The organism is Nitrospinota bacterium, assembly GCA_029881495.1.
Lineage (GTDB): Bacteria > Nitrospinota_A > UBA7883 > JACRGQ01 > JACRGQ01 > JAOUMJ01.
On the sequence record JAOUMJ010000014.1, the window covers coordinates 32,431 to 58,143 of the forward strand.

26 protein-coding genes, 1 tRNA gene and 1 pseudogene are annotated in these 25,713 nt (G+C 51.1%); 17 read left to right on the forward strand and 11 right to left on the reverse strand.

What is annotated here, in order from left to right; translation table 11 throughout:
• Window positions 1-13: 13 nt before the first annotated feature.
• Window positions 14-481, reverse strand: a complete 468-nt coding sequence (locus tag OEY64_07675) for a hypothetical protein (GenBank protein ID MDH5542828.1) — start codon at window positions 479-481, stop codon at window positions 14-16.
• Between the two features lie 99 nt (window positions 482-580).
• Window positions 581-1,942: a DNA repair protein RadA gene (gene radA, locus OEY64_07680; protein ID MDH5542829.1), complete on the reverse strand. Its 1,362-nt coding sequence runs from the start codon at window positions 1,940-1,942 to the stop codon at window positions 581-583.
• Window positions 1,943-2,168: 226 nt separating this feature from the next.
• On the opposite strand from radA, the gene OEY64_07685 reads away from it, so the two are divergent.
• From OEY64_07685 to OEY64_07740, 12 genes and pseudogenes are all read left to right on the forward strand, one after another.
• Window positions 2,169-2,858, forward strand: coding sequence for an epoxyqueuosine reductase QueH (locus OEY64_07685; GenBank protein ID MDH5542830.1), 690 nt, complete (start codon window positions 2,169-2,171; stop codon window positions 2,856-2,858).
• 45 nt (window positions 2,859-2,903) lie between these two features.
• Window positions 2,904-2,978 (forward strand) — tRNA-Val (locus OEY64_07690).
• A 202-nt stretch (window positions 2,979-3,180) separates the two neighbouring features.
• Window positions 3,181-3,720 (forward strand): annotated as a pseudogene (infC, locus tag OEY64_07695) (translation initiation factor IF-3).
• A 106-nt stretch (window positions 3,721-3,826) separates the two neighbouring features.
• Entirely contained in the window at window positions 3,827-4,024 is a 198-nt protein-coding gene (rpmI, locus tag OEY64_07700; GenBank protein ID MDH5542831.1) for a 50S ribosomal protein L35, read from the forward strand.
• Between the two features lie 12 nt (window positions 4,025-4,036).
• On the forward strand, window positions 4,037-4,402 hold the full coding sequence (gene rplT / locus OEY64_07705; protein ID MDH5542832.1) for a 50S ribosomal protein L20: 366 nt from the start codon (window positions 4,037-4,039) through the stop codon (window positions 4,400-4,402).
• Between the two features lie 72 nt (window positions 4,403-4,474).
• Window positions 4,475-5,467 carry a phenylalanine--tRNA ligase subunit alpha gene (pheS, locus tag OEY64_07710; protein MDH5542833.1) on the forward strand — a complete coding sequence of 331 codons (993 nt, stop codon included), beginning with the start codon at window positions 4,475-4,477 and terminating at the stop codon, window positions 5,465-5,467.
• 6 nt (window positions 5,468-5,473) lie between these two features.
• On the forward strand, window positions 5,474-7,876 hold the full coding sequence (gene pheT / locus OEY64_07715; GenBank protein MDH5542834.1) for a phenylalanine--tRNA ligase subunit beta: 2,403 nt from the start codon (window positions 5,474-5,476) through the stop codon (window positions 7,874-7,876).
• Complete coding sequence (locus OEY64_07720) at window positions 7,877-8,149, forward strand: hypothetical protein (protein MDH5542835.1); 273 nt, start codon at window positions 7,877-7,879, stop codon at window positions 8,147-8,149. It begins immediately after the preceding gene.
• Window position 8,150: 1 nt separating this feature from the next.
• Window positions 8,151-8,468 carry a cell division protein ZapA gene (locus OEY64_07725; protein MDH5542836.1) on the forward strand — a complete coding sequence of 106 codons (318 nt, stop codon included), beginning with the start codon at window positions 8,151-8,153 and terminating at the stop codon, window positions 8,466-8,468.
• A 61-nt stretch (window positions 8,469-8,529) separates the two neighbouring features.
• Window positions 8,530-9,792: a histidine--tRNA ligase gene (gene hisS / locus OEY64_07730; GenBank protein ID MDH5542837.1), complete on the forward strand. Its 1,263-nt coding sequence runs from the start codon at window positions 8,530-8,532 to the stop codon at window positions 9,790-9,792.
• A gap of 67 nt (window positions 9,793-9,859) precedes the next feature.
• A complete protein-coding gene (locus tag OEY64_07735) occupies window positions 9,860-10,522 on the forward strand; it encodes a hypothetical protein (protein ID MDH5542838.1) in 663 nt (220 codons plus the stop codon).
• A gap of 226 nt (window positions 10,523-10,748) precedes the next feature.
• Window positions 10,749-11,288 carry a hypothetical protein gene (locus OEY64_07740; GenBank protein ID MDH5542839.1) on the forward strand — a complete coding sequence of 180 codons (540 nt, stop codon included), beginning with the start codon at window positions 10,749-10,751 and terminating at the stop codon, window positions 11,286-11,288.
• 17 nt (window positions 11,289-11,305) lie between these two features.
• Here OEY64_07740 and OEY64_07745 read toward each other — a convergent pair whose 3' ends face one another.
• The 7 genes from OEY64_07745 to proB form a co-directional block, all read right to left on the reverse strand.
• Window positions 11,306-12,541 carry an MFS transporter gene (locus tag OEY64_07745; protein ID MDH5542840.1) on the reverse strand — a complete coding sequence of 412 codons (1,236 nt, stop codon included), beginning with the start codon at window positions 12,539-12,541 and terminating at the stop codon, window positions 11,306-11,308.
• 116 nt (window positions 12,542-12,657) lie between these two features.
• Window positions 12,658-13,998 (reverse strand): tetratricopeptide repeat protein, encoded by a 1,341-nt coding sequence (locus tag OEY64_07750; protein ID MDH5542841.1) that lies wholly within the window; start codon window positions 13,996-13,998, stop codon window positions 12,658-12,660.
• 15 nt (window positions 13,999-14,013) lie between these two features.
• Entirely contained in the window at window positions 14,014-14,382 is a 369-nt protein-coding gene (locus OEY64_07755) for a TraR/DksA family transcriptional regulator (protein MDH5542842.1), read from the reverse strand.
• Between the two features lies 1 nt (window position 14,383).
• Window positions 14,384-14,764 (reverse strand): ribosome silencing factor, encoded by a 381-nt coding sequence (gene rsfS / locus OEY64_07760; protein ID MDH5542843.1) that lies wholly within the window; start codon window positions 14,762-14,764, stop codon window positions 14,384-14,386.
• The gene (nadD, locus tag OEY64_07765; protein MDH5542844.1) at window positions 14,761-15,441 is read right to left on the reverse strand and encodes a nicotinate-nucleotide adenylyltransferase; all 681 of its coding nucleotides are present in this window, start codon (window positions 15,439-15,441) and stop codon (window positions 14,761-14,763) included. Before nadD ends, rsfS begins: the two co-directional genes overlap by 4 nt.
• A gap of 2 nt (window positions 15,442-15,443) precedes the next feature.
• Window positions 15,444-16,691, reverse strand: coding sequence for a glutamate-5-semialdehyde dehydrogenase (locus OEY64_07770; GenBank protein ID MDH5542845.1), 1,248 nt, complete (start codon window positions 16,689-16,691; stop codon window positions 15,444-15,446).
• A gap of 2 nt (window positions 16,692-16,693) precedes the next feature.
• Window positions 16,694-17,857 carry a glutamate 5-kinase gene (gene proB, locus OEY64_07775; protein MDH5542846.1) on the reverse strand — a complete coding sequence of 388 codons (1,164 nt, stop codon included), beginning with the start codon at window positions 17,855-17,857 and terminating at the stop codon, window positions 16,694-16,696.
• 96 nt (window positions 17,858-17,953) lie between these two features.
• On the opposite strand from proB, the gene OEY64_07780 reads away from it, so the two are divergent.
• The gene (locus OEY64_07780) at window positions 17,954-18,775 is read left to right on the forward strand and encodes an alpha/beta hydrolase (protein MDH5542847.1); all 822 of its coding nucleotides are present in this window, start codon (window positions 17,954-17,956) and stop codon (window positions 18,773-18,775) included.
• 33 nt (window positions 18,776-18,808) lie between these two features.
• On the opposite strand, the gene OEY64_07785 is transcribed toward OEY64_07780, so the two are convergent.
• Window positions 18,809-20,788: a cation:proton antiporter gene (locus tag OEY64_07785; GenBank protein MDH5542848.1), complete on the reverse strand. Its 1,980-nt coding sequence runs from the start codon at window positions 20,786-20,788 to the stop codon at window positions 18,809-18,811.
• Between the two features lie 41 nt (window positions 20,789-20,829).
• Window positions 20,830-21,813 carry a hypothetical protein gene (locus tag OEY64_07790; protein ID MDH5542849.1) on the reverse strand — a complete coding sequence of 328 codons (984 nt, stop codon included), beginning with the start codon at window positions 21,811-21,813 and terminating at the stop codon, window positions 20,830-20,832.
• Window positions 21,814-21,871: 58 nt separating this feature from the next.
• On the opposite strand from OEY64_07790, the gene OEY64_07795 reads away from it, so the two are divergent.
• The 4 genes from OEY64_07795 to OEY64_07810 are packed head-to-tail and all read left to right on the forward strand — an operon-like array spanning window position 21,872 to window position 25,521.
• Window positions 21,872-22,870, forward strand: a complete 999-nt coding sequence (locus tag OEY64_07795; GenBank protein ID MDH5542850.1) for a response regulator — start codon at window positions 21,872-21,874, stop codon at window positions 22,868-22,870.
• A complete protein-coding gene (locus OEY64_07800) occupies window positions 22,863-23,825 on the forward strand; it encodes a Ppx/GppA family phosphatase (GenBank protein MDH5542851.1) in 963 nt (320 codons plus the stop codon). Before OEY64_07795 ends, OEY64_07800 begins: the two co-directional genes overlap by 8 nt.
• Window positions 23,822-24,625: a tetratricopeptide repeat protein gene (locus OEY64_07805; protein ID MDH5542852.1), complete on the forward strand. Its 804-nt coding sequence runs from the start codon at window positions 23,822-23,824 to the stop codon at window positions 24,623-24,625. Before OEY64_07800 ends, OEY64_07805 begins: the two co-directional genes overlap by 4 nt.
• Window positions 24,622-25,521, forward strand: coding sequence for an MTAP family purine nucleoside phosphorylase (locus OEY64_07810; GenBank protein ID MDH5542853.1), 900 nt, complete (start codon window positions 24,622-24,624; stop codon window positions 25,519-25,521). Before OEY64_07805 ends, OEY64_07810 begins: the two co-directional genes overlap by 4 nt.
• Window positions 25,522-25,713: the final 192 nt, after the last annotated feature.

The following is a 25,713-nucleotide window of genomic DNA, read 5'->3' on the forward strand; positions in this document are numbered from 1 at the left end:
AAATTTTGAAGGATTAGGCGATTGGGGGTCGATCGGGGATGAATGAAAATGCAAAATCGCTGACGGACTCAAAGCCGCGCTCCAGCTTGAACACCCCGAAGTTCGAGACTTCGGGAACACTTACAAAAATAATATCGCTATTGAACTGGAATGCCTGATCCGGCGCGCCGTCCATGCCGGAACAGCTCCTTATCGTGCAACCACCTTTATGCAGATCGCATTTGCCGTGACTGTTGAGATTGCACTTCATAGCGGCATGTTTGCAACTCCCCTTCGCTCCCGACATTGCCATTTTGTGGCCGGTCATCGGTATCTCGGAGCCATGCGTTGCTTCCATCATTTTTCCGTGGTGCTCCGCTTTGGACATGTCGTGGGAATTGCCGTGGTCGGTACAGCCATGTTTCGCCGTGCCGGCAAGCGACGCCATAGGCGTGGAAGCCACGTAAAAAACAACGGTCAATATCGCAAATGTTTTTCTCATCCCATTCCCATGCTTGTTAAATCCTGAATGCGGATCCCCATTTCCAAATCAGGGTACAACATATTAGAAAGCAAATTGTACATTCTGTCAAATTTGGGGCTAAAAAATGTTTTCCAGAAGGGAATCGACATGCTTGATGCCGACAATTTTCAGTTTGCCATTATCGGCAAGTTTTTCCGCGCCGACCGCTGGAACAACGGCCCTCTTCATCCCCATCCTCTGCGCCTCCTTGAGCCTAACCTCAAGGGAAGATACCGGCCTCACCTCGCCTCCGAGCCCTACTTCACCGATGAAGACCGTCCCCTTTGCAACGCTGATATTCCTGAAACTCCCCGCAATCGCCGCGGAGACTGCGAGGTCGCTTCCAGGATCTTCTATACGCACTCCACCTGCCGCCGAAACATAAATATCCTCAACGTCCAGCATCAAACCGGCGCGCTTCTGGAGGATCGCCGCCAGAAGAACGAGCCGGTTGTAATCGAATCCAACCGCTGTCCGCCTGGGGTTACCGAAACTCGTTGGGGTTACCAGCGACTGGAGTTCCACGAGTATCGGTCGCGTACCGGAGAGGGTGCATGTAATTACCGACCCGCTGGAGGGCTTTTCAGATGAATTGATAAAAAGCTCCGACGGGTTTTCCACCTCCACCAGCCCCGACCCCCTCATCTCGAATACCCCTATCTCCTGGGTGGAACCAAAGCGGTTTTTCACCGACCTGAGGATACGGAACGAGTGATCCTTGTCCCCTTCAAAATAGAGAACCGTGTCGACCATATGCTCCAGAACCCTCGGCCCGGCAATCGCGCCATCCTTCGTGACATGGCCGACAAGGAACAGCGGAACATTAAGCGTTTTTGCCGTCCTCATAAAACATGAAGTCGCCTCTCTCAACTGCCCCACGCTTCCGGGGGCCGCTGAGAGCTGTTCCGTAAAAACCGTCTGTACCGAATCGACAACCACAAACGACGGCATCAACTCCTCTATTCTGGCGGTAATAATCTCGACATTTGTTTCCGGAAAAACATATATGGAGGCTGAGTCTATGCCTAATCGGTCAGCTCTTATCTTTACCTGTTGCGGAGATTCCTCGCCGGTGACGTATAGCACCTTGCTGTTTGCGGCGAGCTTTCCGCAAAGCTGAAGAACCAGCGTAGATTTTCCTATACCGGGGTCGCCTCCGATAAGAACCAGAGAACCGTCCACAACACCCCCGCCCAAAACACGGTCGAGTTCCACGATTCCGCTCTTTTTTCTCCCTGCGGATTCCGCCGGAAGGTCAGAAAGGGGAACGGGAGCGGACGGAGATGAACCGAGGGAGAACGCCCCCCGCTTGACGACCGGTTTTACCGCCTCCTCCTGAAAGGTGTTCCAGCTATTGCAGTCGGGACAGCGCCCTATCCATTTCGGCTGGCTGGAGCCACACTCCTGGCAGACATACTGGGATCTTGCCTTTTTCGCCATTTTCTTTAATAGACTACCCCTAGATTGTTAAAAGCTACCCGTAGAGTATAAACCGCATCATTTCACTGGTTACTTTTTATTATTAGAACCAAATATTTTAAAGAAAAATCCTTGAATAAAAGGCCTGTTGCAAGCGAAGAGATCTATTCGTCCCCGCAAAAAACCGGTATTTGTAACATTTTCGCATTTCCGTTACATATGCTATTCTAAAAAGAAGAGATAAAATATGGATAACAATGAAGAAATGATTGAATCTAAAAGTGAAAACAGGCATAGGGACAAGTTTCTTCTGCACCTCTGCTGTGCTCCATGCTCCCCGCATCCAATATTGAAACTGAAAGAAGAGTTTGACCTGCACCTCTACTTTTACAATCCCAACATACACCCCGAATCTGAATACCAAATGCGTCTCGAAGAGGTGGAAAAGCTCGCCCGACTGGAAGATCTGCCGCTTCATTTGGGGGAGTACCGAAGCGAAGCGTGGTTCAACATGACCAAAGGCCTTGAAAATGAGCCTGAAAGGGGGGCCAGATGCCGACTTTGCATACTCGACAGGCTCGAATACACCGCCAGAAAAGCGGGTGAACTCGGCATACACCGCTTTGGATCGGCCCTTACCACTTCGCCACACAAGGACTCGGTCATGATAAATGAGGCGGGCAAACATGCCGCCCTTGAGCTTGTTCTGTTCGGATACGATATCGCGTTTTACGAAGCAGATTTCAAAAAGGATGACGGCTTTAAGATCTCATCGGAATTGAGTAAAAAATACGGCTTCATCAGGCAGGACTACTGCGGGTGCACATATTCCCGGACCGAAAGGGAAAAGAGCAAGGCAAGCGCCAAGATGAAAAAAAAAGCAAAGACCCCAACGATAGATCAGGGGACGGTCAAGCCGACAGTTAATCCCGCTTGATTTTAATGAATGAGTCTCTCTATAATTAACGGAAGTTTCCGGAGTGGGCGCGTAGCTCAGGGGTAGAGCGCTTGCTCGACACGCAAGAAGTCAGTGGTTCGAAACCACTCGTGCCCACCATTTTCCGAGGCGATAATGTGTTGGAATCCCTGTTTCTCGGTTGCACAGAACATGGATTTCACTCTTTTTGCCAAAATGGCAGATTGAAAATGATTTAAAGTCTTTCGTTTAAAAAAGTGGATAATTTGCACGAAAGCATTTATAATTCTGCGATTGAATATTGAATTGATGATTAAACATAAACTTAATAACAGGAGCAAATATCTCTAGGGATTTTGAAAGAGACCCCCGGAAAGACGCCGGCTTAAGGGTAAACTATAAAATTAAGGCGGCCTCAGTAAAGGTTATCGACGAGACGGGCGCGCAGATTGGCGAAATGAATGTCGTCGAGGCTGTTGAGCTCGCCAACGAACGAGGTCTTGATTTGGTGGAAGTGGGAGCTTCTGAAAAACCTCCCGTATGCCGAATGATGGATTACGGTAAATTCAAGTACCGTAAGAATAAAAAGGCGCACGAGGCGAAGAAGAACCAGAAAACCGTCAAACTGAAAGAGATAAAGATAACGCCGAGAACGAGCGAGCACGATTATCAGTTTAAGCTGAAGCATATTACCCGCTTCATAAAGGAAGACGGAAGCAAGGTAAAGGTTACGGTGTTCTTTCGCGGGCGACAGATTACGCATAAGGAACTTGGCAAGGTAATGCTCGACAAGTTCATTGAGGATACAAAGGAGTTTTCGGTGCTCACGCAGGAAGCGAAAATGGAGGGGAGAGTCATGAACATCGTGCTCGAACCAAAAAAGACTTCCGTAGCGCCAGCAAAGAAGGTAAAGTCCGAAACAGGAAGCGAAGCTGATTCGGATGATGAGTTAGTAACTATGCCACAGGAAGAGGATAAAGGAGAATAGTGTGCCAAAATTAAAGACAAGCAGAGGGGCCGCGAAGAGGTTTTCTCTTACAGGTTCCGGCAAAGTAAAAAGGAAAAAGGCCTACCTGCGACATATACTTACGAACAAGGCGACTAAGGCGAAAAGGAATCTGCGCCAGGGTGCTATTGTCGCGGCTGTTGACCAAGCCCGCGTAAAACGTTTGATTCCGTATTTATAAGGATTAGGGAAAATGCCAAGAGCTACCAACGGACCGGCAACGCGCCGCAGAAGAAAAAAGATATTAAAGCTTGCCAGGGGATACTACAGCGCAAGACGAGCCTCATACAGGAAGGCCCACGAAACCGTCACCAGGGCGCTTAAGTACGCTTTCCGCGACAGGCGTGTAAAGAAGAGGGATTTCCGCAAACTTTGGATCGTCAGGATAAACGCCGCCGTAAGACAGCAAGGCCTTTCCTACAGCCAATTTATTTATGGCCTTAAAAAAGCGGGCGTAGAGTTGGACAGGAAGATGCTTGCCGACCTAGCCGTTCACGAGGAAGCGGTATTCAATGAGCTCGTTGCCAAGGCCAAGGAAAGTCTTAAGCAGGCTGCCTAAGCCGGTTCATGGTTTGATTTTCCGAACCTACACCGGACAGCAGTAGTGATCCCGGAACTAAAACAGCTCAGGGTGAAGCTCGACACCCTCGACAAACCCGCTGACGAAAAAGAGCTTAACGACCTTCGCGTAAAATATCTCGGCAAAAAGGGGGAGGTTACTCTCCTCTCCCAGAAAATGAGGGATCTCTCCAACAGCGAGAAGCCCGAAGCGGGCAAACTCCTAAGCGACATTCGCAACCACCTCGAAACCTTTATTTCGAAAAACGCCCAGAGGATCAAACAGGAAAAGATCCAGCGGGAGATCAAATCAGAATTCTTCGATGTAACCCTCCCAGGAGTGGAAGTCCCTTTCGGCACCAGGCATCCGATAAGCGCCGTGATGGAGGAAATTATCGATATCTTCGTGAGTCTCGGATTCCAGGTGGAAGAGGGGCCGGAGCTTGAAAGCGACTACTACAACTTTGAGGCGCTTAACTTCCCGCCGGAACACCCCGCGCGCGACATGCAGGATACCTTTCACGTTGAAGGTTATGACCTCCTCCTCCGCACACACACATCCCCCGTGCAGATAAGGTCGATGGAAAAATACCCGCCCCCCCTGGCCGTTATCGCGCCGGGTAAGGTTTACAGATGCGACGCGGATGTAACCCATTCACCGATGTTCCACCAGATCGAAGGGTTCGCCATTGACGAAAACATAACCTTCGGCGACCTCAAGGGGACGCTGAACACATTCATACACCGCCTGTACGGTCCCGATACCAAAACCAGGTTCCGCCCCTCGTTTTTCCCGTTCACGGAGCCGTCAGCCGAGATGGACGTTTCATGCGTGATATGCGGGGGGAAAGGATGCCGCGTCTGCAAGCAAACAGGGTGGCTGGAGATCCTCGGGTGCGGGATGATACACCCAAACGTTCTTCGCATGGCGAAGATCGACCCGGAAAAGTGGCCGGGATTCGCCTTTGGAATGGGGCTTGAGCGCGTAGCAATGCTGAAACACGGCATCGCCGATATAAGGCTCCTCTTTGATAACGACATCAGATTTTTGCGGCAGTTCAGGTAGAAAAAGATGCTTACAAGTTATCTCTGGCTTAAAGACTGGATAGACCATAACCTCGCTCCCCAGGAGCTTGCGGACGCCCTCACCTCGCTTGGACTTGAAACTAGGGTTATCGACGACAGGCGGGGAAAGTTCGCCAACATCGTCGTCGGAAAAGTGCTCTCGCGCAAACCGCACCCGGACGCGGATAAACTTAGCGCGACGGAAGTCGACGCGGGAGACGGAAGAAAACTCTCTATCGTATGTGGCGCGCCAAATGTCGCCGAGGGGCAGAGCGTAGCTGTCGCCCTGGTGGGGGCGGTACTCCCCGACGGCCTCAAAATAGAGAAAAGAAAACTTCGCGGAGTGCTCTCCGAAGGGATGATATGCAGTGAACGGGAACTCGCCCTTTCGGATGAATCCGACGGCATACTCGTGCTGGAAGGGGCTCCGAAACCGGGAACCCCAATAAACGAGTTCCTTGAAGTAGAGGATGCCATACTTGAGATAGACCTTACCCCCGATAGAGGCGACTGCCTCAGCCTTCTCGGGGTAGCAAGGGAGATAGCCGCCCTTACGGGAAACAAAATAAAGATCCCTCTCGACGAACTTCCGAAGGGAAAACCGGTCGAGGGCTTGAAGGTCGAGATAAAAAACGAAGCTAACTCCCCCCGCTATACCGCAAGCGGAATAAACGGCGTGAAGGTAGCCCCCTCCCCTCTCAGGATAAGGAGGCGGCTGAATGCCGTCGGCATCAGGCCGATAAACAACATAGTTGACGCTACGAACTACATAATGATGGAGACGGGGCACCCGCTCCACGCCTTCGACAGACGCGATATCGCCAAAGGCTCCATCATCGTGAGGAACGCAAACGAAGGGGAAAAATTCGAGACACTCGACGGGAGAAAACATACCCTGAACGGCAAAGACCTCCTGATAGCCGACGCCGAAAGAGGGATCGCCCTGGCGGGGATCATGGGTGGGCTCAACTCCGAGATAAAGGGAGACACAAGCGATGTGATCCTTGAAGCGGCGTTCTTCAACCCGGTCTCAACAAGGGTAACGTCAAGGCGGCTTGGTCTCTCCACCGATTCCTCCTACCGGTTTGAGAGAGGCGTAAATCCCGATTCCGTCCCATTTGCCAACGCGCGCGCCACGGCAATGATATGCGAACTCGGAGGAGGAAAAGCATCGGGATATACCGATATCTGTGCCGTAAAGAACGAGCCGAGATCGGTGCGTGTGCGGACCGAGAGGATAAACTCCATCCTCGGCGTAGCGCTGAAGGAGAGCGAGATATCCAGCCTCTTCAAAAGGCTCGCTTTCGATTTCGAATCGAAGGGGAGTGAATTCACGGTGAAAATACCACCCTTCCGCCACGACATTTCGGAGGAGGCTGATTTTATCGAGGAGGTCGCCCGGCTCTACGGGTACGACAATATAAAAGCTACCTCGCCCCGCCTCTCACAGCATGACGCGGACGGACACAGCGGATACCGCGACCGAAGGGAACTCAACAGGCTCCTCTCGGCCTCCGGTCTTCACGAGACGATAAACTACTCCTTTATAAACAGCGAGTGGAGAAAGAGCTTTTTCGGCGCGGATGACCCCGGAAAACGGGAACCTATCCTGCTGAAAAATCCGATTAACGCCGACTGGGCCGAACTGCGAACATCGCTTCTTCCCGGCCTTATGAACCGCGCCGCTTTCAATATCCGGCATGGAGAGGAGAACGTATCCATATATGAAACCGGCGCAGTTTTTCATCCTGGGGATAAGGGCGCCGTATCGGAGGAGTTCCTCTGCTCCGGCGTAATGACAGCGGGCTCTGCCGGTACCGAAGAGATATTCGGCACAAATGTTCCGCGGGATTTCTTCAGGCTCAAGGGGATAATAGAGAATGTCATAGGAACCTCCAGGGGAGAACGTCCGGTTTTTAAAAGACCATCAAAACCGAGAGGCTGGCTGTACGATCACAGGCAGCTCGATATCATCTTCGCGGGAAAAACGATAGGGTTCATGGGGCAGGTGCACACCCTCTCCAGTGAACCGTTTGAGATCGATCTTGATATCTGCTGTTTTGAATTTTCTGTCAATGGTCTGCTAGAATTGCCTGTAAAGGAAACTAAGACCAGAAACCTTGCAAGGTTCCCCGGCATAAAGCGGGACATCGCGCTGGTTGTAGATGAGAAAGAAGAGGTCGGCGGTATAGTGGGGACTATCCTCGAAACGGACAGTGACAGGATCAAGTCCTGCAGGCTCTTTGACCTGTATAGAGGCAAGCAGGTAGAGGAAGGGAAAAAATCACTCGCCTTTCGCCTCCTTTTCGTCGACGAATCGGCTACACTTACGGATGAAGCTGGGGATAAAATAGTGCAGGAGATCATGGAAAGACTTAAAGAGAAGCATAACGCCGAACTTAGGGGATAAATGATGAAATCCAAAAAATTCGATGAGCTGAAAAAGAAAGTCGACTGGCTCTGCAAGGAACTTCTTGAATCGAAAAAAGAGAACGGACGGCTTGAAAGGCTTCTACTTGTCGCCGAAGGGAAGATCAAAAAAATGTCGGAGACGGGCGGGAACGGCAACGGTAACGTGCTCGACCTCACCAACCAGCTTGAAAAACTGAAAAACGAAAGAAAGATAATAAAAACCAAAGTCGAGAAAATGGCTTCTAAACTTGAACAGTTCTACGAGGAGTGACATGGCCGAAATAACGATCAAGATACATGGCCGGGACTACAAGATAAACAGTTTCAAGGACGAGGAGTACACCAGGAAACTCGCAACATATTGCGACGAGATGATGAAAAGCGTAGAAAAGGGGGCAGGCTCCACCGATTACCTCAATCTCACCGTGCTGACCATGCTCCAGATGGCGCACAATTATTTTGAAATGGAAAGAAAATCGGAAGACAGCACCGAAACATGGGATCCGGAGTTCGCGAAAGTCATCGCCTCAATAAAGAATACCGAAAAGGAACTCTCCAAACTCGATACAAAAACCGCGAAAGTCAGATAGTCCGGCAAGCCCTGATACCGCACTTTAACTATCCTCCACTATCTGGTTTAATACCACTCCTATGGCTATAAAAGCGGTTAAAGGGGTGAAGGATATCCTCCCCGATTCAATTGGAAAATGGAGAGAGGCCGAAAGGCGGATGCGAGAGATCTTCGCCCGGTTCGGGTTCCGCGAGATAGTTCTCCCAATCTTTGAGAAGAGCGAGGTATTCATAAAGAGCGTCGGCGAAACGACCGACATCGTGCAAAAGGAGATGTACACTTTTGAGGATCGCGGAGGTGATTCGCTTACCCTACGCCCAGAAGGGACCGCTTCCGCAGTCCGCGCATACATAGAACATTCGATGTACCACCCGAAAGGGACGGTTACCCCGCTTTTCTACTTCGGCCCGATGTTCAGAAGGGAGAGGCCGCAGGCGGGACGGTTCCGCCAGTTCTTCCAGGTCGGCGCGGAGCTGTTCGGCCCGGACGAGCCATACTCCGACGCAATGATCATCCAGATGCTTACTCTGATAATCGAATCGGTCGGGATAACGGACCAGACGCTCCTCCTGAACTCACTTGGATGTAGCGACTGCAGGCCCAAATTCAAGAGCGCGCTTGTAGCTTTCCTCAAAGAGAGGAAGGGATCGCTCTGCGAACTCTGCCAGGAAAGGTACGAGGGGAATCCACTACGCGTCCTTGACTGCAAGAACGAAGGGTGCGGAAAAATTGTGGAATCCGCCCCGACTATAAACGAACATCTCTGCCCGGCATGCGTGGAACATTTCGACGGAGTGAAGGAACATCTCGCGGTTCTAAACATCAATTACGAACTCCGTCCCAAAATGGTGCGGGGTCTCGATTACTACAACAGGACGGTTTTTGAAGTTATCGGCAAGGGGCTTGGTGCGCAGAACTCCGTGGCAGGCGGCGGGAGATACGATTCGCTTGTAAAGGATTCCGGCGGGCCGGACATACCCGCCATCGGATTTGCTATCGGTATCGAACGTCTTCTGGAGTCCGCCGGTGACGGTATCGAAACGAAGGAAGCTCCCCCCGACATTTCGTTGATACTCCTTGGCGACCCCGCAAGGAAGGAAGGCTTCAGGCTTGCCGGCGAACTGCGCAAGTCGGGCCTTATCGTCGATTTCCCATACAGGGATTCCGGCATGAAAAACCAGATGAGCAGGGCAAATAAAATGGGGGCAAAATTCGCCATGATCATTGGAGAAGACGAGATATCCAAGGGGATCTGTATTCTTAAAAATCTTTCTTCAGGCGAACAGAGCGAACAGCCGCTTGAGGGCGTGGTGGGTCATTCTTCCTTCCTTATCTGCGGCTGAAAACCGACTTAAAATCCTCATGACTAATGTCATTTCATTTGACCGCACTCTGGTTTATCTTTGACAGATGAATAAGAAGGAACCTGGAAAGACCGAATACCTCGATCACCCTGAGCGAAAGGCGAATCTCGCGCCTTACATCCCTAACGGTGTTGTCTCCATCGACGATTTACTGGAGATGGCAGAGACGCTGAAAAAGGAGGGAGCCAAAAATGTAAAGCTCGGGGGCGAACTGATATTCGTATGGGAAGGGAACCATCTCCCCGCCGGTATCAAGGAGAGGATAAGGTGGGACGCAAACGACTTCAAGGCATCCGCGGTACGACCGGTAAAGACTTGCTCAGCCGAAACATTTTGCCAAAGGTTCCGCCAGCCGGTACTCTCCCTTGCAAAAAAGATAGACGAGAAGTTCAAAGGTATTCATCTACCTGTAAAGGTGGTAATCGGCATAGCCGGGTGCCAGAGGTCGTGCAGTGAGCCGGGGACAAAGGATATCGGAATACGGGGCAATCCGAGGGGATACGAGATAATGGTCGGCGGCTCGGGAGGGATGAATCCGACCATCGCTCAAAGCATCGGCACATACCCTGATGAAAAATCTGTGCTGAAAGTCATTGAGCGTACAATCGAATACATGAAACAGAAGGACAGGAAATCGATAAGGCTTGGAAAGGTGATCGAAAAAGATGGGATGGATGATTACCTTGCCTTTATAAATTCTGCCGGATAGCTAATACCTCACAAACCATCCGCGCCTCGTATTATTGAACCATCTCCCCCTCCCTCTCCTCCATGCTCAAACCGTATCGACCCAAAACGTGCCCAGGCATAATGATAAAATTCTGTTGCAAAACAGATATTCTCAAAAGCATAATTAATCACATACAAAAAAGGGGGATATTCTTATGATTTTTGAAAGAATCCTATTAACGTCTCTGATATGTTTTTGTTTCGCCATGTTCCCGCGTACCTGCAACGCGGATAGTTTCGGCAAGGAGTTGTATGTAGGGATAGCTGTCCCGTTCCAGGGATTCGGCTTTTATGAAGATCCGGAACAAGGTGTGGCAGTTTGGAACCTGACCCCGCTCTCCCTGGAAACCGGATTGAGCAATAACTGGGGTTTCCGTTTTTCCGTATATACGGTCTATTCCACCCCTCAGCCGGAAAAGGTCCGAGAGTTCGAGTTCAATTTTGAATTCTCGCGATACTTGAAATATAAATCGTCTCAACTTGACCTGTCAGGATTATATGTCGGCCCCATGTTTATGGTGCAATACATGGATCAGGACACGGGCGCGACACTCGGCGGGCCGGGGGTCACGGCTGGATACAGAGGCATTTTCTCGGGTGATTACTGGTTCCGCATCGGGAGTTACTTTGCATATCATCAATATCTCTCCGGCCCAAAGGAGAAGCTGCGCGAAATTGTCGGTGACTCCCTCTCCGGCGGACTTTTCATGGGAAACACCTTTTTCGAGATCGGGAGAGTATTTTAACGCTGAGAGGTTGAGCTCTACTTGCCGTCGGGATTGGCGCGCGGATCCATCTCCAGCGCGACCTGGGATGTCCGCACCAGCGGAATATACTCCGCTCTCCTCTCCGGCGGTACCGGTAGCCGCCTCGTAACGCGATAAAGCGAATAGAGTCCCAGCAGAACAAGGAGAAAAGCTATCATGGCGAATAGCGCGCTTGAGCCGAAATTCTGCATGAGTATCCCCGCTACGACCGGACCGATCCCGGCTCCGAACCCGTTTGCAAAGAGCATCGTTCCGGTCGCCCCAAGCACCTCATGCGGCTCAAGGTAATCGGTCACATGCGCGATACTTAACGCATACACGGAAAACACCGGGCCGCCCCAGAAAAAGGCCAGAAAGAAGAGCGCCTTTACCCAAATATGCAAAACGAAATACGACATTACCGTAAAGAAGGCGCCGAAAATACAAATGAAAAATATCAGCTTCCTCCGGTCAAACCTGTCCGACAGCTTCCCTATAGGCCATTGGAACACCCCCCCTCCGATAGCGGTTACACACATGAACATGGCAACCTCCACCGGCGGCATCTTGATGCTGTATGCGAACACCGGCCCCATGCCCCAGAACGCCCCACCTATCAGGCCTGCTACAATGGCCCCGGCTATCCCGAGCGGGACCGACGAAACCATACGGGGAATATCAGGCTTAGGAATACTTATATGCGCCGGTTCGCTAAGCGTTGTCATCGCAATCGGAATGAGGGAGAGGGACAGCAAGATCGAAGCGAGGCCGAAATTCTCGAAATTGCTGATATCGCCGAATGTAATCAGGAACTGCCCGACGGCAATCGAAAGCATCGATATTGAAGTGTAGACGCTCAGCACTTTGCCACGGTAGCTTTTGGGCGATTCAACGTTCAGCCAGCTTTCGATAATGATGTGCCACCCGACTGCGCAGAATCCGGACAGCACCCTTAATACCCCCCATGCGAACGGATTCAGCACCAAAATATAAAGTATTGCGACAATTGAGGCGGAGGTGGCGATTACCGCAAAGGCGCGTATATAGCCGACCCGCCGGATAATTCCGGGCCAGATGAAAACGCCTGATACAAACCCAAGAAAGTAACAGCCCATTATCAGGCCTATCACCTGAATCGAAAAATTCTCTTCACTGGCGCGGATGCCGATAATGGTGCCGAGAAGACCGTTCCCGCTTGCCAATATGCCGGTGACCAGGTAGAGGGAGAAAACCGATCTAATAACCGGATACATTTGTAGATAACCCTGTTGTCATAAATTTGTTTTCGAATAACATTATCTCACGAATCCAACCCGTAAGTATATTTCCATGACGCAAAGCGGAAAAGGATACTACAGAATGCCGTTGGTTAAAAGTCCTGCCCGTCAACCTTTGGAACTGCGCTGTTCCAGGTGCGGCATTTTGGGCAGTAGATAAAGTACTCCCCGTCGTTCCATCCGCAACTGCCGCAAATATAGCGAAGATAGGAATCCCACTCCGCATGAAGTGCCTTTTTAAACCGCTCATAAACGACATAAACTTTTTCTGACTTGTCCGTTTCCGGCAAGAGGCTGATTTCAACAACCCCCCGGGCGAGATTGTAAATAGCGGCTGATTCAAATTCCTTGCTTGCCCTGTTCAATGTGCCGTCGGCCCCGATATGATCGCCGCTCTTTATCTGCGCCATGGCAAGGAATATCAGGAGCCTCTTGGATGCGGGGGTCTCACCCATATTCCCCATCGCCCATCTGTAAAGATCCACTGCGTTTTCCTTCATCCCCTCATTCATGAAAACCGTTTCAAGCTTCCTGAGAAGAGCAATGGAGTGGGTTCGCTTGAATTCCCTGCGCAAAAGCTTTTCGGCGTCGTCCGGCCTGGAGCTTTCGACGGCAATGTTGGCAAGCAATACGGCCGCCGGGAGAAATCCGGGAGATACCCTTCCTGCCATAACCAATTCATCTTCCGCCTTCACGGAATCCCTTTTCCTTAAAAGCTCAAGCGCATGCTTGCAATGTAGGGTGGCAAGAACCTCCTGCCCTTTGGCAGTGGCTTCCTTATTCTTTAATCTTTTAATGGTCTCCTTTTGAAGAACTATCGAGCGCTTCAGGTCGCCCATTGTTTCGGCAAGATCCCGCATATTCTCCATAATCTCTGTATCGTCTGGATGGAGAACCCGTGCGCGCTCCAGTATCCTGTATGCCGCGTCGGGACGCCGGGCCTTTGCGTAATCCCTGTTCAGCTGGATTATCGCCTCCTTGTCCTTTGGCCTTTGAGCCAGGGCGAGCGAATGGATTTCTACCGCATCCTTGAACTTCCCCTCGTCCCTGAGGATATTCCCTTTCAGCATGAGAGCTTCGAAATTCCCCGGATCTATCGCAAGCGCCTTTTCAACCGATTTCAGCGCTTTGGCGTTTCTGCCCCCCTCCATTTTCTCGATAGCGTCGCGAACCTTCCTTTCGCTCCTCCCTTTCCTGAACAGGCTGTACCGTTCTGACAATAAATCCAGATACTGCCCGATATAGAAAAAGGCATTGAAGATCGCGAAGCTGAGTGCTCCGCTGAAAAAAGCGATAAGGAGCACAACGACAAACGGAAGATTTATGGTTTTGTCGGGAGCATATGCAAATGAAAGGTTGGAAGGATTCAGGTATCCCAGATAAAGGAAAAACGAAAATGCCAGCAATAGCGGCGTTAACAGGCGAAAAGCCATATCATCTCTGCTGAATTACAGTTCTAATTTGAGCCTCTCCTCGTACATAGTCTTGCAGTCAACACATCTTTTCACATACGGCGCCGCCTCAAGGCGCTGAAAGGGGATCTCTTCCTCGCAGTCGATGCAGATGCCGTATTCAGTTTCGTCGTGCGCGATAAGATCAAGCGCCTCTTCTACAAGCTTCAGCTGCTGGCGGTCGACCTCCCCCTTCGAAAGCAATACCTGTCTGCTGTATGTGCGGGTGGCTTCGTCGTTTACATCAGGGACTTCACCCTGGAATTCATCATTGGAGTGTTTGTTAAGTTTGTCAACGCCTTCAATAAGATCGTTCCGCAGGTTTATAAGCCTGTTTTTAAGTGATTCCAATTCCTGTCTTGTCATATTAATTCACCTTCCAAGATTCTATCTCTTCCGCCTCAAGCGTTCCTGCGTCTACCCAAAGATTTTCCAGAGCATAAAATTTGCGCACATCCGACTGGAACACATGGATAATAATATCCTTGCAATCCATCAGTACCCATGTCCCCTGCCCTTTTCCTTCCACATGAAACTGCTTCATTCCGTTGTCGCGCAAAGCCTTTTCAACGCTATCCGAAATGGCATCCACCTGCCGCGACGAAGATCCCTCGCAGATCATGAAAAAATCGGCTATCGAGGATATCCCGCGCAAATCAAGCACCCGGACATCAATTGCCTTCTTGTCTACAACAGCATTGTAACATAATTTCAGCTTTACTTTTTCCCTTGTTGTGAGTTTGCTCATTTACCTGCCTTAATATAAATACCTTTGTCAATAATAAATTGTTCAACATCTTCCGGCACGATATATTTTATTGAGCCCCCTGCTGAAAGGATCTCGCGTATTATCGTCGACGATACGTCCAAAAGGAGAGTTGAGTAAAAAAATATCCTGTATCCCGTTTCCGCAATTAAATACACATCCGCATCGGCGCTATATGCGCCTTCTTCCCTTACAATACCGACTCCAAAGCGCGCCAAGTCTGTTGCCGCTTTATCGACCACTGTTTTAGTATCCCATCCCGGCCTGCCGGTGACAATAAAATTACATAATTGGAAAAGCTCCCCGGCTGACCTCCATGTATGTATCTCAGAAAACGCGTCGGTGCCGATTATGAAATAAAGGTCCCCCCCGGTTCTCTCCCTGAATTCTCTTATGGTGTCAATTGAGTAGCTCGCTTCCGTCCCTCTCCTGTCAATCTCCGTCCTTGAAACCTCGAATAACGGATTCCCCCTGGTCGCGATCTTGAGCATTTCATATCTCTCTTCGGCGGAGGCATGTATCTCCGTCTTATGCGGTGGAACAAGAGAAGGGACGAAAAAAACCTTTTCCAGGCCAAACCTTTGCACAGCCTGTTGCGCGCAGCTTAGATGCCCGATGTGCGGGGGATCAAACATACCCCCGATGAGACCTATCTTCAAACTTATCTCCTGACGTGGCCTTCGCCGACTGCGACGTATTTATATGTAGTCAGTTCCTCAAGCCCCATAGGGCCGCGAACATGAAGTTTTTGGGTGCTTATCCCCATCTCCGCGCCGAGGCCAAACTCCCCTCCATCGTTAAACCGCGTGGAAGCATTTACCATTACAGCTGAAGAATCGACCGCTCGAACGAACTTCTCCCCCCTCTCTTTGGAAGGGGTTACTATCGAATCGGTATGGTGGGAGCCGTACTCTTCGATATGATCCACCGCCTCCTCCATCGAATCTACCATCTTTGCCGAAATGACAAGCGAAAGGTACTCCTCCGTCCAGTCTTTTTCCGTAGCCGGTTTCGCCTTGGCATAAAGCTCGCAAACCCGGCTGTCGCCCCTTATCTCCACCCCTTTCTCCGCAAGCGCATCAAGGAGCTTCGGGAGGTTGGCTCTCCAGGCCGAATGGACTATCAGCTTTTCTGCCGCGTTGCACACGCCGGGCCTCTGTGTTTTTGAATTTATCACTATGTCGCGCGCTGTCTCAAAAGGGGCCCCTTCATCCACGTAAACGGAGCAGACCCCTGCGTCATGCTTCACCACCGGAATAGTGGAATTTTCCGAAACGAATTTGATGAGGCCGGGACCGCCGCGCGGGATTATCACGTCAATATATCTGTTTAGCTTCAGCATACTCAGCACGGCCTCCCTGTCGGTTGTGGCTATGAACTGAATCGCGTCGGATGTGATGCCCGCTTTTGAAAGTGAATCGGAAAGAACCTTCACGATGGCAAGGTTTGAATTGAAAGCTTCGCTCCCGCCGCGCAGTATCACAGCGTTGCCCGATTTTATGCATAGCGCGGAGGCGTCCGCCGTGACATTCGGCCTCGATTCGTAAATTATCCCGAAAACGCCGATAGGTATCCTCACCTTGTGCACCTTGAGACCGTTCGGGCGCACTATTTCATCGTACACCCTCCCGACAGGATCCGGCAGGGCGATAATGTCCCTTATTCCCTTCGCCATCCCTTCGACCCCTTTCGCGTCGAGGCGCAATCGGTCGAGCATCGCGTCGGTCAGGCCGTTCTTTCTCCCTGCTTCAAGGTCCTTTCCGTTCTCCCCCTGGATGAACGATGAGCTTTCAATGATGGCCTTCGCCATGATCTCAAGCGCCCTGTTCTTCTCCTCCGTATCAAGCAGGGCAAGAGCGCGAGCGGCGCTTCGCGCCCTCCTTCCAGTTTCCTCTACCGGTATATCCATTCCTATTTCCTCTTAGCAGCCGTTTCTTCCAGCACTACAAGATCGTTCCTGTGCACCACTTCGTCAAATGTTTTGTAGCCGAGAGTCTCTTCGATATCGGAGCTTTTTTTACCCATGATCTGCCTCATTTCAAAAGCGTGATAATTGACTATCCCGCGGGCGATCTCTTTGCCGCCATCCGCCTTGATAATAACCGATTCGCCAGATTCGAATTTTCCATCCACCCCAACCACGCCGGATGGCAACAGCGATTTACCCTTGTTCACTATCGCCTCCCGCGCCCCTGCGTCCACTGTGAGCGTTCCTTTCGGCTTCAGGACGTGTCCTATCCAATGCTTGCGGTTCGCGATCTTCTCCTCCTTCGGATAAAAGAAAGTTCCCCCTTCCCCTTTGAAAAGAGCCTTCTCAATCGACTCCTCCACTTTCCCGCCGATTATCCATGTCGGCACGCCGTAGGCCGAAGCCTTCTCCGCGGCTATTACTTTAGCCTTCATGCCCCCCGCCCCGGTGGCGGTACCGCTTTCCCCGGCGAGGTTTCTTATATGGTCGTTTATGACCGGGACCGAATCGATTTTTTTAGCTCCGCTATTCTTTATCGGATCCGAATCGTACAGACCGTCAACATCAGAAAGTATAAGCAACAGGTCGGCATCGACAACGGAGGTCATCATCGCTGACAGGGTATCGTTATCTCCAAATTTTATCTCGTGCACGGCGGCAGAATCGTTCTCGTTAATGATAGGGATGACTCCCAGGTCCAGGAGGGCGGAAACGGCGTTCCTCGCGTTCAAGAACCGTCGTCTGTTCGAGATATCGTCGTGTGTCAGCAGTATCTGCCCGATCCTCCTCCCATGTTCGGCGAATGCTTTTTCGTACATGTTCATAAGGGCAACCTGCCCGACCGCGGAGGACGCCTGCTTTACCGGTATCGAAAGATGCTCCTGCGAAAGCCCCAGCGCGCGAGATCCGGCCATTACCGCGCCGGATGTAACGACTATTACCTGAAACCGGTCATTCTCCTCAAGGCGGCAAATGTCTCTCACCAAGCGTCTCATCGTCTCCACGTTTACCCCAGTTCCGTCGCTGGACGCAAGAACCCCGCTCCCGATCTTGACGATTACACGTTTTACCTTCTTGAGTATCCCAAGCCTGTTCTCTATGCTCATAACAGCTTAAAGTACCAAATACATGGAGCCTATAACAAGTCGATCGGATACGCGCCGATATACCTACCTTCAAATAAAATATATACTGGTGGCGAAATGAAAATTTTTGTCGAATTATTGTCGATACTGTTCGCTTCGCTGGCGGCGGTTTTCGTCCTGGGGAGGTGGTTCGAAAACTTCAACATGTTCGCCCCGGACAGGGAACATTCCATCTCCCCCGAGGAGTTCTCGCTTGCTCCGTCCGAGTCCTACGTCCCTTCCGGCAAAAAAGGGGAAAAAATACACTGCTGGTTCTTCAACGCGGGGGGAACAAAAACCATCCTCTATGTGCATGGCAACGCCGGCAACGTTTCGGACAGGATACCTGTCATTGCCGGCTACATCAAAAATGGATTTAACGTCTTCATCTTCGATTACCGTGGATACGGAAAAAGTGAAGGTCGGGCCACCAAATCGAATTTCCTGGAAGATGCCTTCACCGCGTACGCCCATCTCACAGGGGAGATCGGTATTCCGGCGGAGCAGATAATCATACTCGGTCAATCACTCGGAGGGATACCGGCTACCAGGCTTGCCACGCAGCGTAAAAACCGCGGGTTGGTATTGGAAGGGGCGTTTTATTCAGTCAGGGAGGTCGCTCGCGATATCTCCGACAGGTTCCCTATATGGATACTCGCATCACCCGATCTGGATAACGGAAGGGAGCTTAAAAAGCTTACCGTTCCGCTCCTGGTACTCCACGGCGAGCTTGACGGGACGATACCCTTCCGCCATTCGGCCCTGGTATTCGGCGCGGCGCCGGAAAACTCAGGGAAAAAGCAGAAAAGACTGGTGACATTCGAAAGCGGCGGCCACACCGACCTTTTCGCGATAGATCCCGAAAAGTATTACGGCTCCATCAACTCTTTCGCGGAATAAAAAGAACTTTCGCCTCTGACGTACAAGCCAGCGCTACTCCTTGCCGGCGATCATGTCTACTGCCTTGTTCAGCTGGCGCGAATTTCCGGCCAGATGCAGGACATCTCCCGTTTTCAGCTCGAAATCGGGCTGTGGGCTGGCGATGGTTGTTCCCTGTCTTTCAACGGCGATAACCATCGCGCCCGATTTTTCATGCAGGCTTATCTCCTTAAGCGTCTTGCCGGATGAGGCGCATTGAGACGGCAACCTGTATGTGACGATCGTGAATTTTTCAGTGATGGCCGTGTAGTCGGGAGACTCAGGCTTTTCCTTTACCGACCTGAGCATCATGTAGGCGGAACTCCTGACACTCTCCACCTGTTGCCCAACGACCTCATTGGTAACGCCGAAAACATGCAGAACATGGGCAAGTATCTCAATACTCGTTTCGAACTCTTCCGTTATCACCTCATCGGCCCCAAGCCTCAAAAGTGGCTCGATCTCCGTAACGTACTTCATCCTAGCAACGATGTGGAGCGCATGATTCATCTGCCTTGCGAGAGGAACAACCCTCCTCTCCATCGCCGGGTCGGAGATCGCCACTACAAGCACTCTTGCCGTCTCTATCCCGGCATGCGAAAGCACCCGCTCCCTGGTGGCGTCTCCATAGTGAATTGGCTCTCCAAGAGCGGCAAATTTCCGCACGGTCGCCGGATTCATCTCTAGGATGTTGTATGAAATGCCGGTCGCCTTTAAAACACGCGCCAGGTTCTGTCCGTTCAGTCCGAACCCGATTATGACCACATGCCCCTTTATCTTTTCATAAACTCCGAATGGACTTGCGTCAGCTTCATCCTTCTTGCCGCTTTTGGATCGATGATCTATCCATATATCCCTCAGCTTCTCGCCAAGTTTCATCATGAAGGGGGTGCTCCCCATCGTTAGAACAGCCGCCGCCAGGAACGGCTGATAAATGTCGCCGAGGTCCAGACCTATCCTTTTTCCGAACTGCAGAAGAATGAAGGAGAACTCCCCTATCTGGGAAAGGGAGAGGCCTGTGACAATCCCGAACCTGAACGGGTACTTGAATATTACGGAAGGGAGCGCGGCGGCAGGAAATTTCACAAGCACAACGCAGATGGATAAAATCAGAACGAGACCGATATTATCAATCGCGTAATGCAGGTCTAGAAGCATCCCTATGGAAACGAAGAAGAGCGAGTTAAGACTGTCGCGGAATGGAAGTATATCCGCAACAACCTGATGGCTGTATTCCGAATCGGAGATCATCATCCCGGCGAGGAACGCCCCGAGAGCAAGAGAGAGTCCAACCAGGTGGCTTAAATGCGCCGTGCCGAGACTTAGTATCAATACAACTATGACGAACAGTTCCCGGTTTCTCGTTTTTACTGTCTCATGCAACACCCATGGAACCACCCATTTGGTGCCGACTACCACGGCGAAAATAAGGAGAAGACCGGTACCCCCCATTTTTATAAATTCCGAAACGTCCGCCTTCCCGCCGACGAGCATCGGGGTTATAAGCATCATCGGTATTACCGCCATATCCTGAAACACCAGGAGACTTGTTATATCCGCCCCCTGTTTTGTGTGTACCTCCCCCTTATCCATGAGGAGCTTCAGCACAACCGCCGTGCTGGAAAGGGATACAAGCATCCCGGTAAAGACAGCCAGTTCAAACTGCCCGAACACAAGGTACATCCCTACCGTAACGATACCTATTGTTACCAGCACCTGTATTGATCCGCCGATAAAAACCATTTTCCCCATCTGGATTATCTTGGTCATGGAAAATTCAAGGCCGACGGTAAACAGGAGGAGCGCAACACCGATCTCGGCAAGCACCTCGATAACCTCCCTGTCCTGTACGAGTGAAAAACCGCTCGGGCCCAGAAGACCGCCTGTAACAAGGAAACCTACAATGGAAGGTATCCTTATTTTTCCGAAAAGGAACACTACAAGCGCAGAACCGGCGAAAATTATCAGAATGTCCTGTAAATAACTGCCAATCATTTATTGAATCTCACAAAGGGGTGATTTTATATCTTGCACAATTATAGCCGTTTCAACGACGGCGTGCCGGGGCCAAACTTCAGCGGCGTCATTCCGCTCTCCCTGATGACCGTCTCGACCCCCTTTCTATTGGAAGGGTGGCAAAAAACGGCGAAACATCCCCCACCCCCCGCGCCGCATATTTTCGGGTGGCTCCCTCCCTTTCGGAGTGTATGAAATACCTTTCCAAGCCTTTGCGGAATTACGGACGGCCCGAACTTCTCCCTTATCCGGTTCTCCCTGTCCATCAGCGATCCGACCTCTTCCCAATCCCTTTCCGAGAGCGCTCCTTCCATTTCCAGCGAATTCGCCGCTATCTCGCGAAATATTTTCCTTGCCTTGAAATCCCCCTCTACCCCTCTTTTAAACATTACCCAGTTGGCCTTACCCGAAACGCGGGACTCCCCCGAATAGGCCAGAACCAGCCTGCTGCAAAGCTCGCGCGAATCGACGTCAAGTTTCCTGTATGCCATCCCGCTCCCATCCATTACGACCCCGCTTACCCCCCCCTGCAAGGCGGCGATATAATCCTGCGTCCCGGTCGGGATCCCGAGATGGCGGGCTTCGAGGTTTTTGGCCATCTCCAATATCTGCAGTTTGTCCATCCTGCGGCCTGATATTTCGCAGAAGGTTCTGATAACCGCGATCAGGAGCGACGACGATCCCCCAAGCCCGGCCCCTGCGGGCGACATGCAATCCACGGCAAGCTCCCACCCGCCGGTAATTTCAGGGAAGCATTCATACCCCCTGTGGAAAAGTGTCTTCGCTTTTTCGTCGACTCCCCTCTCCAGATGAAAAACCTTCCCCATGTGCCGGGCATTTACCGTCACTGCTCTGGAGCCAGGGATCTTCCTCGCCTCGACTGTCGCGTACAAATTGATGCCGATGTTTATGCAGACAGCCGGCGCGAAAAGCGCCGATAAGGGCCATATATCCAGTGTCCCTCCGGCCAGATCTATGCGCGTCGGCGTCCTTGCTGTTATCATTTCCTCTATTATTGATAAGAATCCGCTTTCAGTCTATAGTTGTTACATGACAAATAAAATGCAACTTGACAGTTTAAAAGGCGCTCATATTCTAATTGTCGACGACCAGCAGGCAATCGCGCAAAAGCATCAAAAATTTCTGGCCGAATATGGGTGTGATTCGGACATTGCCGAGGACGGCAATACCGCTCTGGAGATGGTCAAGGGAAAATCTTACGACCTGATTATCGCCGACATAAATATTTCAGGGCTTGGCGGGATTGAATTGATCGGGAAACTGCGCAAAATAGACAAAATGCTCTATGTGATAATTATCACCGGAATGATGGAAACGGACTTGACCATCAAGGCTATCAAATTCGGGGTTGTCGATTATCTCATCAAGCCGGTTCAGCAGGTCGATCTGGCGGACTCTGTAAAAAAGGCGCTCGAAAGAGGAAGGAGAGCCCCTGCCCCCGAGAAAACCATCGGAAGCGAAGAGATAGGATTCACCGAAAGCGCCTTCTATTCGGCCTCGCTTTTCATAGACGCAATAGAGTCGAAAACAAAATATTTCAATAACTGGTCCGAGGCGGTCGCCGACCTATGCATGAAACTAGGCAAGGCGCTCAAGATGCAGGAAAACGATCTATGGAACCTCCGCTCCGCCGCGATCCTGCACGATATAGGAAACTACGATTTTGAGCACGGCCTGATAGAGAAAAAAACTCTCTCCAACGAGGAGAAAGAGATGCTTAAAAACCACACCCAAACATCCGCCAGCATCTCAACCAGCCTGAACGCCAGCGAGGAAGTAGCTGAAATTATCCGGCACCACCACGAGCGGTTTGACGGTCTCGGTTATCCCGACGGCCTGAAGGGGGATAGCATACCGCTTGGGTCGCGCATCCTTACTATCATCGATGCCTATGTGGCAATGCGCTCCGAACGACCATACCGGGCTAGCCTCGACAAGGAAACCGCCATTTCAGAACTCCGCAAACACTCCGGAGAGCAGTTTGATCCGGTGATCATCAAGAAATTCATAAAAATCCTGGAACGCGAAGGAGATGCCTGAAAAGTTCTCAACTAGCGCGGCCAGATACGCCTCTCTTGACCTCGGTTCCAACACGATACGCCTTCTTGTCTCTGAATCCACCGCCAACGGTTTCCATACAGTATTGTCCTCCCAGATCATCACAAGGCTTGGAGAGGGGATGCACCGCACCGGAACCCTTTCGCCCGTCGCGATGGAACGCACCATCAAAGGGATCGAATCCCTCCTGGCGGAGGCTGAAAGACTAAAACCGTTCCGTATCGCCGCGGTCGCGACCCACGCGGTGAGAAGCGCAAAGAACAGGGAAGAATTCGAAAACCTTTTCCGCAACCGCACGGGATTTCCCCTGTCGGTCATAGAATGGGAGAGCGAAGCGGGGCTCGCTCTAAAAGGGGTTGAATCCGCCATAAATAAAAGCGGACCGATACTCCTTTTCGACATCGGCGGCGGAAGCACGGAATTCATATACCGCGACGCCGGAGGGGGGATAAGGTCGGTCGGCACGAACATCGGGGTCGTAAGGCTTACCGAAAGCTATATCAGGCACGCCCCTCTGGAGATGAGTGAATATAAGACTCTTGAATCGGAGTTGAAAAATGAGATCCGCGGGGTAAAGGAGAAACTCGATATCAAGGACGCATTCACCCTCGTAGGTACAGCGGGAACCGTCACCTCCATAGCCGCGCTCCACCTCGGGATGGAAGAGTACGACCCGGACCGCATTACCAATACCATCCTGCGTGACATGGATATAAGAAAGGTGCTCGAAGAGATAGGAAAAATGTCCCTTGAGGAGCGCGGGAAATTGAATCCCCTGAAGAGCGGGAGGGAGGATCTCGTGATCCCCGGAATCTGTATAATACTCTGCATAATGGATATCTTCGGCATCGACAAATTGACTGTGTGCGATTCCGGGCTGAGGGAAGGGGCTCTCCTTTCGCTGAAGGATTCAACACTGCCGGGGTACGACATATGAGAATACTTTCGCTTCTCGTTCTCTCCCTCTTTCTCCCTGCTTTCGGCGATAGCCACTACTCGCATGTAGTCGAGGGGAACAAGGAATACGAAAAGGGTGATTACTCGAAAGCGGCGGAGGAGTATACCGAGGCGCTGAGATCGCGAAGCTCCGATGCCGCGAAATTCAATCTCGGCAACTCCCTTTACAAGGCCGGGGAACATGAAAAAGCGGCAAGTCTTTATTCGCAGGTTTCGAAATCCCCAGACAAATCTATCTCGGACAAGGCCCTCCTTAACTTCGGGCATTCAAGCTACTGGGCCGGAACCGCCAATATGAACGGCGGCGACCTTGAAAAGGCCGAGGTGAACCTCAAAAACGCCGCGGCAAGCTACAGGAAATCGCTCCTTGAAAATCCTGCCGATCTCACCGTCAAGAAATACCTTGAGCACACACTGGCGAAACTCAAGGAGCTTGAAAAGATGAAACAGGAAAATCAGGATAAAGAGAAACAGGATAAGGATAAAAAGAACGACGACAAGAACAAGGATGGAGAGGAAAAGGAGAAGAGCGAAAACCCGGAGGAAGAAAAGAGCGAGGAGCAGAAAAGCGAAGGGGAAGAGCAGAAAAAACAAAATAATCCTGATGAAGAAAAAGCGGACGCAAAACCTGAAAACGCCGATGAAGAGAAAAAAGAGGGTGAACTAAAGCCGGAAGAGATGGAGAGGATACTGAACGCCCTTGAACAGGACGAGAAGAAGGTGCAGACCGAAGTGAGACGAAAAAACATTGAAGAGAGATCGCTGGAAAAAGATTGGTGAAAAATCTACAAGCTCGACTGGCAATAATCGGAGGTAGCCGCGCCTACGACCTCCTCTCGAAGAGCTCTTTCGGCGAAAGGAGCGCAAGCATAACCCCCGATACACCTTTCGGAAAAAGCGCCCCCATTCATTTCTTCAGCGGCGTCGGATTCACATACGCATTCCTTTCGCGTCACGGCGAAAAATCCTACGAAGTCACCGCCCCGGATGTGAACTACCGCGCGAATATCTGGGCGCTAAAGGAACTGGGAGTGGAGAGGATAGTTTCATGGTCGCAGCCTGGCGGGATAAACAGCGAGATGAAACCTGGGGATTTTGTCATCACAAGCGACATCATCGACCACACAAAAACCCGTGACTCGACATTCTACGCAAGGACCGGCCTCGGATTCATAAGGATGGGTGAGCCGTTCTGCAGTGAGACAGCCGGCACGCTTCGGGCGGCTGTCGCGGCAACCGGCAATTCGTTTCATGACTCGGGGATCTACTGCTGTACTGAGGGACCAAGGCTTGAGACCCCGGCTGAAATACGGATGTTCAAATCGTGGGGAGCCGACCTCGTCGGAATGACCCTGGCGACCGAGGCGTTTTTGGCAAGGGAACTGGAGATCTGCTACGCCTCCATATGCATGATAAGCAACTTCGCCGAAGGGGTTACGCCAAGGAAATTCAAGGAAGGCGTCCTTTTTGAGGGGATGCTGAACGAGGCGGAAACAGAAAAGGTAGAACGCTCCATATCCCTTTTCCCTCAGATAATGGAAAACGCCCTTCAAAGGCTTACCCGGCTGAAACGGGGGTGCAAATGCGGCCTCTCCATGGAACGCTACCGCCGTTCGGGAAAGCTCTCCGGCGACCTCCTTTCGCACATCAGGGAATCTGTAAAAAAGAGTATCTGAGCCATCCCCCCTTCAGGAGTGGACCAGGGAATCCAAAAAACTCCCCTGATCTGATAAAATCGACCAAATCCCGGAAAATCGTCCGTCTAATTATAAATAAGGAAAAGATGATGATTTTTAACGATTTTTTAAGCATAAACGACACTCAGAGCGCTGTTTCAGCTAGAATAATCTCTTTTTACATTGGTGAAG

What these genes read in the sequence shown, in the direction of transcription:
- OEY64_07750 (MDH5542841.1), bottom strand. Translation starts at nt 13,998, where the DNA reads ATGGCTTTTCGCCTGTTAACGCCGCTATTGCTGGCATTTTCGTTTTTC.
- OEY64_07735 (MDH5542838.1), top strand. Translation starts at nt 9,860, where the DNA reads ATGAATAAGAAGGAACCTGGAAAGACCGAATACCTCGATCACCCTGAG.
- hisS (MDH5542837.1), top strand. Translation starts at nt 8,530, where the DNA reads ATGGCTATAAAAGCGGTTAAAGGGGTGAAGGATATCCTCCCCGATTCA.
- OEY64_07745 (MDH5542840.1), bottom strand. Translation starts at nt 12,541, where the DNA reads ATGTATCCGGTTATTAGATCGGTTTTCTCCCTCTACCTGGTCACCGGC.
- OEY64_07720 (MDH5542835.1), top strand. Translation starts at nt 7,877, where the DNA reads ATGATGAAATCCAAAAAATTCGATGAGCTGAAAAAGAAAGTCGACTGG.
- rplT (MDH5542832.1), top strand. Translation starts at nt 4,037, where the DNA reads ATGCCAAGAGCTACCAACGGACCGGCAACGCGCCGCAGAAGAAAAAAG.
- radA (MDH5542829.1), bottom strand. Translation starts at nt 1,942, where the DNA reads ATGGCGAAAAAGGCAAGATCCCAGTATGTCTGCCAGGAGTGTGGCTCC.
- OEY64_07725 (MDH5542836.1), top strand. Translation starts at nt 8,151, where the DNA reads ATGGCCGAAATAACGATCAAGATACATGGCCGGGACTACAAGATAAAC.
- OEY64_07805 (MDH5542852.1), top strand. Translation starts at nt 23,822, where the DNA reads ATGAGAATACTTTCGCTTCTCGTTCTCTCCCTCTTTCTCCCTGCTTTC.
- OEY64_07790 (MDH5542849.1), bottom strand. Translation starts at nt 21,813, where the DNA reads ATGATAACAGCAAGGACGCCGACGCGCATAGATCTGGCCGGAGGGACA.
- OEY64_07770 (MDH5542845.1), bottom strand. Translation starts at nt 16,691, where the DNA reads ATGGATATACCGGTAGAGGAAACTGGAAGGAGGGCGCGAAGCGCCGCT.
- rsfS (MDH5542843.1), bottom strand. Translation starts at nt 14,764, where the DNA reads ATGAGCAAACTCACAACAAGGGAAAAAGTAAAGCTGAAATTATGTTAC.
- OEY64_07740 (MDH5542839.1), top strand. Translation starts at nt 10,749, where the DNA reads ATGTTCCCGCGTACCTGCAACGCGGATAGTTTCGGCAAGGAGTTGTAT.
- OEY64_07800 (MDH5542851.1), top strand. Translation starts at nt 22,863, where the DNA reads ATGCCTGAAAAGTTCTCAACTAGCGCGGCCAGATACGCCTCTCTTGAC.
- OEY64_07685 (MDH5542830.1), top strand. Translation starts at nt 2,169, where the DNA reads ATGGATAACAATGAAGAAATGATTGAATCTAAAAGTGAAAACAGGCAT.
- pheT (MDH5542834.1), top strand. Translation starts at nt 5,474, where the DNA reads ATGCTTACAAGTTATCTCTGGCTTAAAGACTGGATAGACCATAACCTC.
- OEY64_07795 (MDH5542850.1), top strand. Translation starts at nt 21,872, where the DNA reads ATGCAACTTGACAGTTTAAAAGGCGCTCATATTCTAATTGTCGACGAC.
- OEY64_07755 (MDH5542842.1), bottom strand. Translation starts at nt 14,382, where the DNA reads ATGACAAGACAGGAATTGGAATCACTTAAAAACAGGCTTATAAACCTG.
- OEY64_07780 (MDH5542847.1), top strand. Translation starts at nt 17,954, where the DNA reads ATGAAAATTTTTGTCGAATTATTGTCGATACTGTTCGCTTCGCTGGCG.
- OEY64_07785 (MDH5542848.1), bottom strand. Translation starts at nt 20,788, where the DNA reads ATGATTGGCAGTTATTTACAGGACATTCTGATAATTTTCGCCGGTTCT.
- OEY64_07675 (MDH5542828.1), bottom strand. Translation starts at nt 481, where the DNA reads ATGAGAAAAACATTTGCGATATTGACCGTTGTTTTTTACGTGGCTTCC.
- proB (MDH5542846.1), bottom strand. Translation starts at nt 17,857, where the DNA reads ATGAGCATAGAGAACAGGCTTGGGATACTCAAGAAGGTAAAACGTGTA.